Below are 15,729 nucleotides of genomic sequence, written 5' to 3'. Positions count from 1 at the left end.
TACGAGTTCGACCGCGCGCACAACTTCTTCGGCTACGCGCACAGCTTCTCGCTCGCGTCCGTCGGTATCGGTTGGACGAATGCCGGCATGGACGGGTTCGAGAGGCGCTCAGTCGTCGGACCCTCCCAGGGCGAGTTCGACATCTCGGACAACCTCATCCTCCTCACGCTCGCGCGTCAGTACGGTCCCTTCGGCTTGGGAATCACCGGGAAGATCTTCGACCAGAAGATCGACGGCGAGTCGGAGTCCGGCGGCGGCGTCGACCTCGGCGCGTTCTTCGAGGCGGGGCGCCGCGTCAACTTCGGCATCGCCCTTCAGGATCTCGCTTCGGAGATCGGGGACGACGAGGTTCCGTACAACGTGCGCGCCGGCTTCGCGGTAAACCCGATCGGCGACCTTCTCCTCGCGGCGGACCTCGAGCATCTCGAGGATGATCAGACCGTGTGGCACGTGGGCGGCGAGGCATGGTTCGAGTACTATCCGGGCTATCTCCTCGCGGTTCGCGCGGGCGTGATGGACATCGGGCGCGACCACCAGGACAACGGCTATTCGGTCGGTTTGGGTCTCAAGGTTCCGCGCTTCTACGGGATCGGCCTCGACTATGCGTTCGTGGACGAGATGGAGGAGTCGTTCGGCAACAACCACCGCATCTCTCTGAACCTCGCGTTCGGCGAGAGCGAGAGAGACCGGGACGGCGACGGCATCCCCGACTATCTGGACAAGTGCCCGAACGATCCGGAAGACTTCGACGGCTTCCAGGACGACGACGGCTGCCCCGATCTGGATAACGACGGGGACGGGATTCCGGATGAGCTCGACCTCTGCCCGGATGAGCCCGGATTGGCCGAGAACCACGGCTGCCCGAAGGAGCCCGACCGGGACGGCGACGGGATCCCGGACAGCGAGGACAAGTGCCCGGACCAGCCGGAGGACTTCGACGGCTTCGAGGACAAGGACGGCTGCCCGGACCCGGACAACGACCAGGACGGCATTCCGGACCACAAGGACAAATGCCCGAACAGCGCCGAGACCTTCAACCAGTTCCAGGACGAGGACGGGTGCCCGGATATCGCTCCGCGGGAGACCCTCAAGAACTGCAACTTCGAGTTCAACAAGGCGGTCCTTCTCCCCGGCTGCGAGCAGATCCTCGACGAGCTGGTCCGCTCGATGAAGGCGAACCCGGACATCATGATCGAGATCCAGGGACATACGGATAACGTCGGGTCGGCCTCCTACAACCAGCAGCTTTCCGAGAAGCGCGCCGGCGCGGTGATGCAGTACCTCATCGACCACGGCATCAACGCGGCTCGGATGAAGGCGACGGGGAAGGGCGAGAGCACCCCGCTCACCACCAACAACACCGAGGCGGGTCGCCTCGAGAACCGCCGCGTGGAAATCCACCGGCTGAACTAATGACCGATTTCGTTGCTTCGGGGGGCGCCGATTGCCGGCGCCCCCTTTTCGTTGGAGGGAGGCACGTCCGCTCAATCGTTTGACGGGGGCGCTCAAGATTTGGCCGCTTCCGCACATCCCCTCGTGCCAAGAGACCGGTCCGTGCCCAAGAGACCGCCTCTGAGCGCGAAAGGAACCCTGGAGCGAACGATCGGGGCGGGGGAGATCAAGGGGGGGGCCCCCAACCCCTCGGGGAGGTGTCGCGTGGACCGGAGGAGCGTCCGATGCCCGCGCTGCGGGGCTGAGGTCGAGAGGCGGCGGAACCCGTTTCCGACGGTCGACTTGATCCTCATGGACGCCGGTCGCTCGGGCGTCTTTCTGGTGGAGCGGAAGAACCCCCCTCACGGATGGGCGCTGCCGGGAGGCTTCGTCGAGTGGGGGGAGAGCCTCGAGGAGGCCGCGCGAAGGGAGGGGGAGGAGGAGACATCGCTTCGGATCCGGGTCGAGGAGCAGTTCCGCGCCTACGGGGATCCGGACCGCGATCCGCGCTTCCACACGATCACGGTGGTCTTCGCCGCGGTCGGAACGGGGGACGCACGCGGAGCGGACGACGCGCGGTCCGTCCGCTTCTTTCGATGGGAGGAACTTCCGGAGAAGATGGCATTCGACCACCGGGGAATCCTGGATGAGTTTCTACGATTGCGGGCGTGATGTTCCCCGCGCGAAGAGGGCGAACCGAGGGCTCCTGGATGATCCCCGGAGCGGCGAGACAGGGATCGAGGAGATCGTGAGGGAGGAGCGATGAGCGAGGCGAGATCCGGCTGGCTGCGAAGAGCGGCTATCGTCTATCTCTGCGTGACGATCCCGCTCGCTCTCATTGCCGGGCTCATCCGAACTGTGATTCTGCTGATACAGACGAATCATCCGGCCCGCTATCTCTTCGATACGGCATCGGCAAACGCTGGGATCGCCTTCCTCCCGGGGCTGGCCCTCCTTCCGGTCTTCCTCGCCGCCTGCACGGCGTTTCGGCTCTCACACCGGCTCGCCCCGAACGCGGCCGGCGCATACGGGGCCCTCCTCGGTGTCTTCCCCGGTTTCTGGCTTCTCACGACCCCGATCGGCTTCTGGGAGCCGGTCTTCGCGGATCCGCTTTCGCTCATCAAGCAGACGGGCTTCTGGGGCGCGGTGTTCTTTGTCGTCGGCGCGGTGGTTCGGACGTTCATCTCCGTCGCTTCCTTCGGGCGCTCGGTTCGAAGGAGTCTCCTCGCCGCAGCGCTTCTTCTCGCGATCCTCGGTCTGCTGCGGATCGTTCCTTATCTCGATCCATCGTCCGGCGCGCATCCTCTCGCCGAGCGCCCATCCGCCCGCAATCGCCCGAACATCTTCCTTGTCCTCGTCGACACGCTCCGGCCGGACCATCTCTCCGTCTACGGCTATGATCTCCCGACGAGCCCCGAGGTAGACGCTTTCGCCCGCGAGTCGGTTCTTTATGAACGAAGTTTCTCGCAGGCCCCCTGGACCCGGCCCTCGTGCGCCAGCCTCCTCTCCGGGCTTTACCCACCCGAGGTCGGCACCCGCAAGCTCTGGGATGCGCTTCCGTCCGAGGTGCCGATCCTTCCACAGTACCTCAAGGTCGAGGGATACGCGACAGCGGGAATCATCTCGAGCGTACAGGTGAGCCCGGTCTTCGGCTTCGACAAAGGCTTCGACCTCATGGACATCGGGAACACCAGACTGAAATGGGCGGGGCTCACCATCCCCAAAGTCCGGCTCGGGCTCTCGAAGCGCTCGACCACATATCCGCGGTACAACGCCGAGCAGTTGACGAAGAGGGCGATCGAGTGGATCGAGGCGAATCGGGAGAAGGGACGACCGCTGTTCATGTATCTGCACTATGCCGATCCGCACGCGCCCTACCGCCCCCCGGGCGAGGGGGACCGGTGGCGCCGGTTCGCGCGGGGAGAGGGAAGACTGATTCCCACCCCAAGGGACGCGCCGCCGATGGACGGGACTCCTTTGTCGAAGGCCGAGGCGGACGCGCTTGTCGCGCAGTACGATGCCGAGGTCGCCTATTTCGACCGGCACTTCGGCCGGCTTGTCCGACACCTGGAGGAAACCGGGCTCTTTGAGGGTGCGCTCGTCGTCTTCACCTCGGATCACGGCGAGGAATTCGGGGAGCACGACGGGTGGGAGCATGGCCACACGCTCTACAACGAGCTCCTGCACGTACCTTTGATCGTGAAGTTTCCCGCGGGGGCGGGGCCGGAGCCCGGAAGCTGCGAGGAGAGGATGGTTGGTCTCGTGGATGTTGCCCCCACCATAAGGGATCTTCTCGGGGCCGAGTGGGATGTGGCGGGATGGCGAGGGCGTAGCCTCCTCGATCCGGATCTCGGCCGAACCGTCTATGCCGCGAATGGTTCGCCTGCACTGCGAGCGCTGTACGCCGGGGTGGGAAAGCTGATCCAGGAATACGGACCGAACGACGAGCTCCTCCACGAGCGGTTCTACCGGCTCGATAGAGATCTCGGGGAGCAGGCGGGGGAAGCTCCTGGCGCTTCCGGCGATTCCTTGATGCTCGAGATGATGAGGCGGATCATTCGGGAGGTCGAGGCAGCCGCTCTCCCCTCGGTCAAAGTGGACGTCTCTCCCGAGACCCGCGACGAGTTGAAGGCGCTCGGGTACGTGGAATAGGATCCGAGCCTCAACCCGACTTGGTCCGGTCGGTCCGGTTGAATCGATGTAGGATCGCGAATCAGAAGGTGTCAGTCCCAACGAATCCGGTAAACGAGGAGCGGGAAGTCCCCTTCCTCCGTGGCGACTGGCGTCGCGTACAGGTAGTCACTCCCCAGGTCCCCCGCGGGGAGCAAGATCTGCGGTCTTCTTGTTCCCCATCCGAGCTTTCCCGGCTTCCCCATAAGCGAGAGGACCTTGGTCCAGTCGCTTCCGTCTCGAGAAACCCAAAGATCCGTCGTCGGCTCCTCGCGTGTCCTCTCGCTATAGGCCGTCCTGTTCTCAAACGCCGTGCTGAAAACGAAGGTCCCATCCTTCAGACGGGTCGCGTAGTAGCCCGGCTTCCCCACGAAGCGAACATGCTCCCTCTTGTTTGTCGTGAAATCATAGCGGTAGATGCTCGACCCCTCGCGGTCGTCGTCGGAGCACCAGTAGAGGCATTCCTCCGCAGGGATTAGGGCGACAATCCTCCATCCTTGGTCGCCTCCGCCCAGCCGAGTCAGCCCGATTCTCTCTTCATCGATGAAGAAGAGAGCGCTCTCTTCGTCGCGATCCCCTGTGCACACCCAGAGCCGGTCCCGATACGGATCGTATCGAACGATATGCACATGAAAGATCTCTCCATATGGAAACTCGTGAAAGACGCTCCATTCGGTCCCGTCCTTCGTTCCCTTGAACAGCCGGATCGAGTGAGGCCTCGGAGAGCAGTCGTACTCGCCGAAGTAGACATCGTCGTTCCGATCGACGGCGGCGCCGTGCATGAAGGGAAGGGCGATGCCCTCTTTCTTGATGTCGAGAACCGAATGGAAGGACTTCCCTCCATCAGTCGAACGGTAGATATGATTGTAGAAGACAAGGATCGTTCCGCTCTTCAAGACCGCGAGGGTGCTCGGTCCGCGGTTCCGTCGAAGGTCGCGGACGAGGCGGAGGCGCGCGAGGAAGTCCTTTACACGCACCTCGCTGTTGGGATTGATCTTGGGGAGCTTTCCGAGTTCCTCGAACCGGATCCAACCTTCGCGGGATGGCTCTGTACGATATAGGTAGTGATCTTCGGTCGCGTAGAGGATGCCTTCGGAGAGGTAGGAGGAGGTGAGGCGGGGAATGGAAGCGACGAGCTCGGCGCGCGCTCCGGCTCCGGCCGTCGCTGCGATGGGTGCCATCCGCGCCTCGGGGTTTCGAGGAGACGCGTTGTAGAGAGCGAGAAGAACGAAGCCGGCGAGGAGAAGCGCGAGAAGGAGACGCAGCGTGATCCGCCATCGTCTCCGGACTTGCCTCGTGCTCCGGCTCATTCCTTGTCCCCCGGCTCTCGCCCGGCGGGGAGTCCTGTCGGCGCTGAGCGGTAGGGGTGCTCCGGCGAGTTCCCCTCTCGGCGGCTTGTCACGGCGTGCTTTCTCCTTGCTTCTTCTTCGCTTCGTTCCAAAGGCGGTCGAGAACCTCGAGCGGTGGAGGATCAGCGGCGTCGATCGAGTTCTCGATACGGCGGAAGCGGTCGCGGAACTTGCCCGTCGCGCGGTTCAGAGCGACTTCGGGATCGACCTCGAGGAGCCTCGCGAGGTTGACGACCGAGAAGAAGAGGTCGCCGATCTCCTCGACGACCGCCTCTCTCTCGCCGCGGGCTCTCGCTTCGGCGAGCTCGCGAAGCTCCTCCTCGATCTTCTCGAGGACCGGTTCCGCGTCCGGCCAGTCGAAGCCGATGTTCGCCGCCTTCTGCTGCACGCGCCTCGCCCGGAGAAGCGCGGGGAGAGAAGCGGGGATCCCGTCCAAGATCGACTCGCGCTCGTTCTTCCCCTTTTCGGCGCGCTTCGCCTCTTCCCAAGAGACGAGCACCTCGCGCTCGTTTCTGCCGCCCGCGTCGCCATAGACGTGCGGGTGGCGGCGCCGCATCTTCTCGAGGATCGCGCGGAGGGAGTCGGAGATGCCGAAGCGTCCTTCCTCCTCGGCGATGCGGACGAGAAACGCCGCGAGAAAAAGCGTATCGCCGATCTCCTCGCGGAACTCGTCGAAGTCGCCGCGGGCGAGCGCCTCCGCCGCCTCGTGCGCCTCCTCGAGGAAGTGGGGCCGGATCGTCTCGTAGGTCTGCTTCCGATCCCACGGGCATCCGTTCGGCCCGCGCAGATGGGCCACCATCTCGACGAGCTCCGCGAAGAGATCGCCCGCGTCTTTTCGCTCTTCCATTCGCGCACCTTCGCGTTCGACGAAACGACGCGTCGAGCGTACCACACCGTTCCTGTCGCCGCCCAGAGCCGGCCCTCCGCTCGGAGCGCCCTCCCCCGGCGCGCACTCGAGGGCACACCGGCGGAACGCGCGCTCCGACAATCGGCTGCGCGGCGGGCCTTCTCGGCGTTTCGGCTCGGGCGAGGGCGCCGTTCTTCGGTGACGGCTCCGGAGGTCCGCGCTATAATGACGCACTCGTGCGGCCGCGCGATCGCGCACCCGGTCATCGCCCTCCGCGTGCGGAGCGGGCGAATCCGGAGCGAGCGGAGGTTCCGCCCGCACGGACGCGCGATCGAGAAGGTCTTCGGCGCGGAGATCCCCCGGCGGCGAGAGCCGAGCGATCTCCGGGACGAAGGCTTGGCGACGTTTCTTGCGGCGCCCCCTCATGCCGGCGGGGGAGAAGGAGAACCGACGCGTCATGGAAGAAAGGTCGAGACACAAAGTAGTTTATCACAAGAGCGGGCTCCCCACGGGCTTCGCCTTGCTGAACGACCCCGCGTTGAACAAGGGGACCGCGTTCACCGAGGATGAGCGGAACGAGCTCAGCCTGCGCGGCCTCTTGCCCCCGCACATCCACACGCAGGAGGAGCAGGTCGAACGGGTTCTCGTCAACTACCGGGCGAAACCGAACGAACTCGAGAAGTACATCTTCATGATGGGGCTCCAGGGAAGGAACGAGAGGCTCTTCTACAAGGTTGTGATGAGCCACATCGAGGAGCTGATGCCGATCATCTACACCCCGACGGTCGGCAAGGCGTGCCAGGAGTACGGGAACATCTTCCGGCGTCCGCGCGGGCTGTTCATCTCCGCCAACGACAGGGGTTTTGTCCTTGATGTGCTGAAGAACTGGCCGTGCCACGACGTGCGGTGCATCGTCGTCACCGACGGGGAGCGGATCCTCGGGCTCGGCGATCTCGGCGCCGACGGGATGGGGATTCCGGTCGGAAAGCTCGTGCTCTACTCCGCGTGCGCGGGAGTCGATCCCGCGGTCTGCCTTCCGGTCACGCTCGACGTCGGGACGGACAACGCTTCGCTTCTCAACAATCCTCTCTACATCGGCCTCAAGCAGCCGCGCCTCCGCGGGGAGGCGTACGACGAGTTCGTCGATGAGTTCATCCAGGCGGTCCTGAAGCTCTGGCCGAAGGCGCTCGTCCAGCTCGAGGACTTCGCCAACATCAACGCCTTCCGGCTCCTGGACAAGTACAAGAACAGGATCTGCACATTCGACGACGACATCCAGGGAACCGGCGGGGTGGCGCTCGCCGGCATCTACTCGGCCCTCCGGATCACCAAGGGGAAGCTCCTCGACCAGAAGTTCCTCTTCCTCGGGGCGGGGGAGGCGGGGGTCGGGATCGCGGATCTCATCGTCGCCGCGATGGTCGACGAGGGCCTTCAGGAGAGCGAGGCGAGAAAACGATGCTGGCTCCTCGATTCGAAGGGGCTCGTCGTGAAGAAGCGGACGCATCTCGCCGAGCACAAGCTGCCCTACGCGCACGACGCGGAGTTCCAGCCGGATCTCGAGTCGGCGGTGAAGGCCATCAAGCCGAACATCCTCATCGGTGTTTCCGGAAAGCCGAGCACCTTCACCCGGTCGGTTCTCGAAGAGATGGGGAAGATCAACGAGCGCCCGGTGGTCTTCGCCTTGTCCAACCCGACGTCGAAGGCGGAGTGCACGGCTCAGGAGGCTTACACCTGGACGGATGGGCGCGCGATCTACGCGAGCGGAAGCCCGTTCCAGCCGGTTTCGTACAAGGGGAAGACCTACGTGCCCGGGCAGGGGAACAACGCCTACGTCTTCCCGGGGGTTGGCCTCGGCGTGATCGCGTGCGAGGCGAAACGTGTGACCGACGAGATGTTCTTCCGCGCCGCGAAGGCTCTCGCGGGGACCGTGACAAGCGACGACCTGACTTTCGGCCTGGTCTATCCGCCGCTCACGCGGATCCGCGAGGTTTCCGCGGTGATCGCGGCGGCGACGGCCGAGGTCGCGTACGAGCGGGGTCTCGCGGGGAAGCCGAAACCGGAGAACATCCTCTCGTACATGCGTTCTCAGATGTACGATCCTTCGTATCCGAAGTTCGTGTAGGGCCGCGGGGCGTTTCGAAGAGCGGCGATGCCCGCTCGACGCGGTTCGCAGGGGGGGCGCGCGGCGGCGCGCCCCTTTTCTCTCCCTGCGATCCCCGCGGAAGGAGCCGGTGATGTCGATGTCGGATGCGCGCGAGTTCGAGGGGAAGAGGGCGCTCGTCACCGGAGCCTCGCGAGGGATCGGGCGCGCGGTGGCGAAGCGCCTCGCGAGAGGCGGGGCGCGGGTCGCGGTCCACTACCGGGCGCGCCGAGACGAAGCCGAGGAAACGGTCCGCTCCTTGGAAGGGGGCCCTCACGGGCTCTTCCAGGCGGACGCGGCGGCCGCCGGGGCGGCGCGAAGCCTCGTCGATAACGTCGCGCGCGAGCTCGGCGGACTCGATGTCCTCGTCAACAACGCGGGGATCTACGAGGCCGAGTCGATCACGAGGGCGAGCGATGGGGAATGGCGCCCGCACTGGGAGCGCAACCTCTCCGTCAACCTTCTCGGGCCCGCGAACCTCATGTATCGCGCGGCCCGACGCATGATGGAGGGGGGCGGCGGGAGGATCGTGAACGTTACGTCGCGGGGCGCGTTTCGCGGGGAGCCGGACGCCCCGGCGTACGGCGCCGCGAAGGCGGCTCTGGGCTCGCTCGGCCAATCCCTGGCTCAAGCGCTTGCACCCTATAAGATTTATGTGATGACTGTCGCGCCCGGCTGGGTGGAGACGGAGATGGCCGCCGATTATCTCCGGGGACCGAGGGGGGAGGAGATCCGGTCGCAAAGCCCGTTGGATCGCGTGGCGACGCCCGAGGAGGTCGCGGAGGCGGTCGCTTTCCTCGCGTCGGGCCGCTGCGACTTCGCGACCGGCTGATTCTCGACGTGAACGGCGCATCGTATCTGCGTTCCTAGCCTGGACTATGCACGCGTTTTCGTCGCGAGGATGTGGAGCTAGGGGCCGAGAGGCCGACCAGGACGAGCTGCTCCCGGAATCGTAGTCTCGGCCCCCCCGGCGCGCTAGGACTTGTCGCTCGTAGCCGTCGCGACAAGATCCAAGCGCGCCACGGGTCCCTGATGAGGAAGCGGCGAAGGAAGGGAGACCTCGTAGGCATCTTCTCGCGCGACCGAGGCGGGCACCCGTCCCGGAGGGACGGGTCGCCGAGGAAGCTCCCGGAGCGCGGAAGCGCGAAGGGAGATCCGCGGCCAGAGTAGGAAACGCGTGCATAGTCCAGGCTAGCCCGGGCCGGTGCGCCGCCACCCGCCATAGTTGCGTCTTCCGTCGTCGGACGGCGGGTCCTGTCGGCCATCCGCCCGCTGCCGTGCTCGCTTTCGCTGCGCGCGTCGCGGGCGCCCGTGGCCGCCACCCGCTGTGGTGACGTTGGTGAACGGCGGGTCTCACGCGCCCAGGTTTGTCTCGAAATAGGGTATCAGGTACCGAGTTTGTGATCCGCCTCTTCCTGCCGCGATCACCCACGCGTGGGGACGTCCCCGGAGCGGGTCGAGGTCGTCGCTCCGACGACGCCGTGATCCACCGATGGCGGGCGGGGAGAGCGTGTGGTAGCCTAGGCTAGGATCTGTGCGGGAGGTAGTCGTGGACCGGTATCCCGTTTGGGCCGAGGTCGACCTCGACGCGATCGCCCACAACAGCCGAGAGATCCGCAAGCTGATCGGCCCGAAACGCGGGATCATCCTCGTCGTCAAGGCTGACGGCTACGGGCTCGGGGCGATCGCCGTCGCTCACGAGGCGGCCCGAAGCGGCGTCGAGCGGCTCGCGGTGGCCACGCTGGATGAAGCGGTCGAGCTCCGCGAGGCCGGCGTCGATCTCCCCATCCTCATGTTCAACCCGCCGATGGCCGGAGAGGCGGAGCGGGTCGCTCGCTATGAAATTGAGCCATCGATCATTCATATCGGATCGGCTCGCGAGTATGCCGAGGCGTGCCGAAAGAGGGGCGTGGTCGGGCGCTATCAGGTCGAGATCGACACCGGCATGGGGCGCTGGGGGATCTTCGTCCGGGAAGCGGTCCGCTTCCTCGCGGAGCTCGCCGCAATCGACGGGATCGAACTCGCCGGCATCTACACGCACTTCCCTGCGACATCGAAGGATCAGATCGCGTGTTCGCTCGAGCAGATCCGCTCGTTCGACCGGCTGATCGCCGCCCTTCGAGCCGAAGGGATCGAGCCGCCGCTCGTCCATGCGGCGAACTCCGCCTGTCTCTGCTGGGGGCTCGAAGGAACGTACCTCGACGCGGTTCGTCCGGGGATTCTGCTCTACGGGTTCATCGATCCGGAAAAGGTGCCGCCGGGGATCTCGATCCGCTCCGCGGTCGCATTAAAGTCGCGCGTGGTCCAGGCGCGGAAATGCGAGGGGGGCGAGACGATCAGCTACGGCCTCACCTACCGCGTTCCGGGGCCGACGACGATCGCCACCGTCCCCGTCGGGTACGGCCACGGCTACAACCGGCGTCTTTCGAACGGGGGCGAGGTGATCATCCGCGAGCGGCGCGTTCCGATCGTCGGGCAGATCACGATGGATGCGTTCATGGTCGACTGCCAAAAGGTCCCCGAGGTCGAGGCGGGGGACGAGGTCGTGCTCATCGGACGGATGGGGGAGGAGGAGATCTCGGTCGCCGAGCTCGCCGAGCGAACCGATCGCCTCGCGTACGAGGTCACGCTCGCGATCGGTCGGCGCGTCCCGCGCGTCTATACCCGCTCCCAGCGCCCTCTCTGGGCGCGCACGATGCTCGGAAGCCGCAGCTTCGACGGAACCTGATCGTTCTCACGCGAGCGGCCACGCGGGCGGAGGCGGGGCCTCGATGCGGATCGTCTCGCGGCTCACCGGATGACGGAACTCCATCGCCGCGTGATGGAGCGCGATCCCGTCCCCCGGGAACGCGGCGCGGCTCCCGTAACGCCGGTCGCCGAGGATCGGCATCCCCTCCCGCGCGAGCTGCGCGCGGATCTGATGATAGCGTCCGGTCCCCAAATCGATCTCGAGAAGATGAAGTCCGCCCGCGCTTCCGACCTCGCGATACGCGAGCACCGCCTTCTTCGCCCCCGCCTCTTCGCGCTCCGCCGTCTCCGCGCGATGGCTTCGATGGCGAATATATCCATATAAAGTATCGCTCGCACGGGGCGGCTTTCCCTCCACGATCGCGCGGTACGTCTTCCGAACGCGGCGCGCGCGGATCTCCTCGGCCATGCGAGCGAGCGCCTTGCTCGTCCGCGCGAAGAGGACGACCCCGCTCGCCTCGCGATCGAGCCGGTGAACCGCGTGTAGGAAGACCTTCCCCGTCTTCCCCTTCGTCTCGCGCACGTACGCCCGGGCGACGGCCTCGAGGCTCGGCCGCGCCGTCCCGCTCGGCTGCGTGAGAAGCCCGGCGGGCTTGGAGAGCGCGAGGAGATGGTTGTCCTCGAAGAGGAGCCCGACGTCGGGGGGGAGAAGCCGGTTCGCCATCGTCTAATCCGTCTCGGGAGGCGTCCACCGCGCGAAGGCCCCGCTCGGAAGAGGAACCACGCGCGGGCCTCCCCGAAGAAGCATCTCCCCCGAATCGACCGAGCCTCCGCGCTCCTCGGCGAGATCCTCGAGAAGGTTTCGGAGAACGCGAGGGGAGAACTCCGGCGTGTGGCTGGTGAGGAGGAGAAACGCGGGGTCCTCGGAGAGGAGGGCTCGGCAAGGGTCGAGAAGCGCCAGGAGATGGTCGTGGATCTTGAAGACCTCGCCTCGCCGCCCGCGCCCGAAGGAGGGCGGGTCGAGGATCGCCGCGTCGTACCGCCGGCCGCGCCGAACCTCCCGGGCGAGGAACTTGGCGGCGTCCTCGACGATCCATCGGATCGGGGCCTCGCCGAGACCGTTTCTCGCGGCGTTGCCGCGCGCCCGTTCGACCATCCCTCGCGACGCGTCGAGGTGGCAGACCTCCCCCCCCGCCTGCGCCGCCGCGAGGGTCGAACCCCCGGAATACGCAAAAAGGTTGAGGACCGAAGGAATCACGCCCCGCCGAGCGGCGTGCTTCGCGGCCGCCGCGCGAACCCACGGCCACAGGTCGCTCTGCTCGGGGAAGACGCCGATGTGTCCGAAGCCGGTCGGCGAGAGAAGGAACCGAATCCCCTCGATCGCGACGACCCATTCCTCGGGAAGAGCGGATCGGTTCCGCCAGCGGTTCCCCTCCGCGCGATCGAACGAGGCGTGCGCCCGCGCCCAGATCTCCGCGGAGAGCCGCGGCCTCCAAACGGCTTGCGCGGCGGGGCGCTCGATCGTGAACGCGCCGAACCGCTCCAGCTTCCTTCCGTTTCCGCTGTCGAGAAGCTCGTAGTCGCTCATCGCGCGCCTCCGGATGCGCCCTGCGCTCGTTCGCGCGGGCGGACCCGCGCGGAGGTCCTATCGGCCTCCGCCGAAATCGACGAACGAGGCCGGCACCGCGCGCCCGTGGAGGTGGCAGACGGTCTCGGGTGCGGTCCCCGCGAGATAGATCTCCTCGCGCGCGCGGGGGCAATGCGGCGAGGCCAGGAAACCGCTCTCCGTGCACGCGGTGCGAAACTCGAGACCGGTTCTCGGGAGAGGGAAGCCCTCTTCCTGGGTCGGATCGCTCACCGCGGTCGCGAACCTGGTCCAGATCGGGAGCGCCGCGACGTCGCCGCTCATCCCGCTCCCCATGTTCCGCTTCATCTCGAAGCCGACCCACACCCCCGCCACCACCTCAGGCGTGAAGCCGATGAACCATGCGTTCGTGTAGTCGTCGTAGGTTCCGGTCTTCCCCGCGACCGGTCCCTTCCATCCTTGCTTGCGGATCGAGGCGGCGGTCCCCTCGTTCACGACGCTCTCCAGGAGGTTCGTCATGAGAGCGGCGAGGGGGGCCGGGATCGCCTCGCGCGCCTCCCGTTCGCTCGCGTAGAGCACGGCGCCGTTCCGATCCTCGATCCGGTCGATCCCGGTCGGCTCGACGAGAATCCCTCCATTCCGGAACACGCTGTACGCCTTCGTGATCTCGAGCAGATTCACCTCCTCGCTGCCGAGGGCGAGGGCGGGGACCGGATCGATGGTCGAGGTGATCCCGAGCGCCCACGCCGCGGCGGCCGCCTTCTCCGGGCCGATCGCGAGGACGAGCTTCACGGCGGGAAGGTTGATCGATTTCGCGAGCGCCGTCCGGAGCGTGACAAGTCCGGAGTAGTCGCGGTGGTAGTTGCCGGGCCTCCACTGCGTGCCGTCCGCTTGCGGGAGAACGACCGGCGAGTCGAGGATGAGGTCGGAGGCGCGATAGCCGTTCTGCAAGGCGGCGAGGTAGACGAACGGCTTGAAGGCGGAGCCGGGCTGCCGCGGAGCCTGCACGGCGCGGTTCCAGTTCGACTCCGCGAAGCTCCGGCCGCCGACCATCGCGAGGATGCGCCCCGTCTCCGGCTCGAGAGCGACGAGGGCGCCCTGAATGTAGTCGGGAGGCTCGTCGCGCGGCTCGCGCCGGAGGTAGCGGGCGCGCGTCTCCGCATAGCCGCGCATCTTCTCGATCGACGCGAGATGCTCCTCAACCGCATCCTCGGCGATGCGCTGCATGCGCGTGTCGAGGGTCGTGTGGACCCGGAGCCCGCGGAGAAGATACTCCTCTTCCGGAAAGCTCTCCTCGACGAACCGGCGAAGGTACTCGACGAAATAGCCCGCTTGGTATCTTCTCTCGGCGGCCGGCGCGAGAACGATCGGACGGTTCGCCGCCGAATCGGCCGCCGCCTCCGATGCGACCCCTTGCTTCACGAGGACACCCAAGACGACGGCGCGGCGTCCACGCGCGGCCTCCGGATCGCGGGAGGGAGAGTAATCGCGGGGGTTCTTGATGATCCCGGCGAGGAGCGCGCACTCGGCAAGATCGAGCTCGGAGACCGGCTTGCCGAAGTAGGCTCGAGCGGCCGCCTCCACGCCGTACGAGCGGTTCCCGAGATAGATCTGGTTCAGATACATCTCGAGGATCTCGTCCTTCGTGTAGCGTTTTTCGATCTCGAGCGCGAGCAGAGCCTCGCGGATCTTCCGATTGTAGGTCTGAGCCATCCACCCCTTTTCTTCATGAGTAAATAGATTGCGCGCGAGCTGCTGGGTGATCGTGCTCGCTCCCTGGACGACCCGTCCCGCCTCCGCGTTCCGCACGACCGCCCGGAGGATCGCGCGGAGATCGATCCCCCAGTGCCGGTAGAACCTGCGATCCTCGACCGCGAGCACCGCCTCGACGAGCGGCCTCGGGATCCGGTCGAGGGGCACGAGCGCGCGGTTGTACTCGTAGATCTCCGCGAGGGTGTCTCCGTTCGCCGTGAAGAAGAGGGTCTTGATCGGCGGCTCGATCCGCTCGAGACGCGCGAGAGGGGGGAGATCCTTCCGGAGCTCTCGCAGGAATCCGGCCCCGATCCCCCCGAAGAGGAACACGACCGCGAGGGCGCCGAAGAGAGAACGCTTGCGCATGGGACAGAACCTCCGAGCCTCGGGGCGGCGGGAACGAATCTATCGCCCGCCGAGGAGGGGGTCAAGCGGGAGGAACCCGGTTGCGAGGCTCGCGGCGCGGCCCCCGAGGTCGATTTGTCCGCTCCGCCCGCAGAATGCCGCGCCTTGGTAGTTCTGTAAGTCGTTATGAGGAAGTGAGTTGGTTGGACCCTCCGGTCGGCCGAAAAAAACAGGGGGGGGACGCAAAAAAAGAGTTGACGGAAGTCGATACGTTGCCATAGGATGCTCATTCCAGCCGATGAAGGCCCCGACCTTGACGGCTCGGCCGGCATGTGCTAGATTGTCTTCTGGCAAATCGCCGAAGCTCTTTGACAACAGAATAGTGCATCCGTTTTGTCGAATCGTGCGAGCCCCGGACGGCGGGCGCGAGTCCGCTCGTCCGAAAAACGATTCCGGAGTTGCGTACTTTCTTTAGATACGTAATTTCCGACAACGAAGAGTTTGATCCTGGCTCAGAACGAACGCTGGCGGCGTGGATTAGGCATGCAAGTCGTACGAGAAAGGGGGGGCAACTCCCCGAGTAGAGTGGCGAACGGGTGAGTAACGCGTGGGGAACCTGCCCCCGAGTTCGGGATAACTCCCCCAACGGGGTGCTAATACCGGATACGCCCCGGCTCTCACATGGGAGCCGGAGCAAAGGTGGGGATCCTTCGGGACCTGCCGCTTGAGGATGGCCCCGCGTCCCATTAGCTTGTTGGTGAGGTAACGGCCCACCAAGGCGATGATGGGTAGCTGGTCTGAGAGGATGGTCAGCCACACTGGGACTGAGATACGGCCCAGACTCCTACGGGAGGCAGCAGTCGAGAGGCTTCGGCAATGGGGGAAACCCTGACCGAGCGACGCCGCGTGGGCGATGAAGGCC

Annotated in this window: 10 protein-coding genes, 1 rRNA gene and 1 pseudogene; 7 read left to right on the top strand and 5 right to left on the bottom strand. The window is 65.9% G+C overall.

The window, feature by feature from the left end:
- The 3 genes from FJY73_11520 to FJY73_11510 all read left to right on the top strand — a co-directional run.
- The coding region (locus FJY73_11520; protein MBM3321293.1) for an OmpA family protein at positions 1–1,413 on the top strand (1,413 nt) is incomplete at its 5' end.
- A gap of 330 nt (positions 1,414–1,743) precedes the next feature.
- The gene (locus FJY73_11515; protein ID MBM3321292.1) at positions 1,744–2,103 is read left to right on the top strand and encodes an NUDIX hydrolase; all 360 of its coding nucleotides are present in this window, start codon (positions 1,744–1,746) and stop codon (positions 2,101–2,103) included.
- A gap of 90 nt (positions 2,104–2,193) precedes the next feature.
- Positions 2,194–4,083 carry a sulfatase gene (locus tag FJY73_11510; protein MBM3321291.1) on the top strand — a complete coding sequence of 630 codons (1,890 nt, stop codon included), beginning with the start codon at positions 2,194–2,196 and terminating at the stop codon, positions 4,081–4,083.
- 71 nt (positions 4,084–4,154) lie between these two features.
- Here FJY73_11510 and FJY73_11505 read toward each other — a convergent pair whose 3' ends face one another.
- Positions 4,155–5,411 carry a hypothetical protein gene (locus FJY73_11505; protein MBM3321290.1) on the bottom strand — a complete coding sequence of 419 codons (1,257 nt, stop codon included), beginning with the start codon at positions 5,409–5,411 and terminating at the stop codon, positions 4,155–4,157.
- Positions 5,412–5,499: 88 nt separating this feature from the next.
- Positions 5,500–6,297, bottom strand: a complete 798-nt coding sequence (gene mazG / locus FJY73_11500) for a nucleoside triphosphate pyrophosphohydrolase (GenBank protein ID MBM3321289.1) — start codon at positions 6,295–6,297, stop codon at positions 5,500–5,502.
- A gap of 457 nt (positions 6,298–6,754) precedes the next feature.
- On the opposite strand from mazG, the gene FJY73_11495 reads away from it, so the two are divergent.
- From FJY73_11495 to alr, 3 genes and pseudogenes are all read left to right on the top strand, one after another.
- The gene (locus FJY73_11495; protein ID MBM3321288.1) at positions 6,755–8,419 is read left to right on the top strand and encodes an NAD-dependent malic enzyme; all 1,665 of its coding nucleotides are present in this window, start codon (positions 6,755–6,757) and stop codon (positions 8,417–8,419) included.
- A 118-nt stretch (positions 8,420–8,537) separates the two neighbouring features.
- Positions 8,538–9,307, top strand: a pseudogene (locus tag FJY73_11490) (SDR family oxidoreductase).
- Between the two features lie 679 nt (positions 9,308–9,986).
- Positions 9,987–11,165 carry an alanine racemase gene (alr, locus tag FJY73_11485; protein ID MBM3321287.1) on the top strand — a complete coding sequence of 393 codons (1,179 nt, stop codon included), beginning with the start codon at positions 9,987–9,989 and terminating at the stop codon, positions 11,163–11,165.
- 6 nt (positions 11,166–11,171) lie between these two features.
- Here the strand turns inward: alr and FJY73_11480 are convergent, their stop codons facing one another.
- The 3 genes from FJY73_11480 to FJY73_11470 are packed head-to-tail and all read right to left on the bottom strand — an operon-like array spanning position 11,172 to position 14,828.
- Positions 11,172–11,849, bottom strand: coding sequence for an RNA pseudouridine synthase (locus FJY73_11480; protein MBM3321286.1), 678 nt, complete (start codon positions 11,847–11,849; stop codon positions 11,172–11,174).
- Between the two features lie 3 nt (positions 11,850–11,852).
- A complete protein-coding gene (locus tag FJY73_11475; protein MBM3321285.1) occupies positions 11,853–12,713 on the bottom strand; it encodes a class I SAM-dependent methyltransferase in 861 nt (286 codons plus the stop codon).
- A gap of 57 nt (positions 12,714–12,770) precedes the next feature.
- Complete coding sequence (locus FJY73_11470; GenBank protein ID MBM3321284.1) at positions 12,771–14,828, bottom strand: PBP1A family penicillin-binding protein; 2,058 nt, start codon at positions 14,826–14,828, stop codon at positions 12,771–12,773.
- 468 nt (positions 14,829–15,296) lie between these two features.
- Here FJY73_11470 and FJY73_11465 point away from each other — a divergent pair.
- Positions 15,297–15,729 (top strand): 16S ribosomal RNA (locus FJY73_11465); the annotation flags it as partial.

The organism is Candidatus Eisenbacteria bacterium, from assembly GCA_016867715.1.
Lineage (GTDB): Bacteria > Orphanbacterota > Orphanbacteria > Orphanbacterales > Orphanbacteraceae > VGIW01.
Note: the sequence above shows the minus strand (reverse complement) of the source record. Positions and strands in the feature narration are given on the sequence as shown.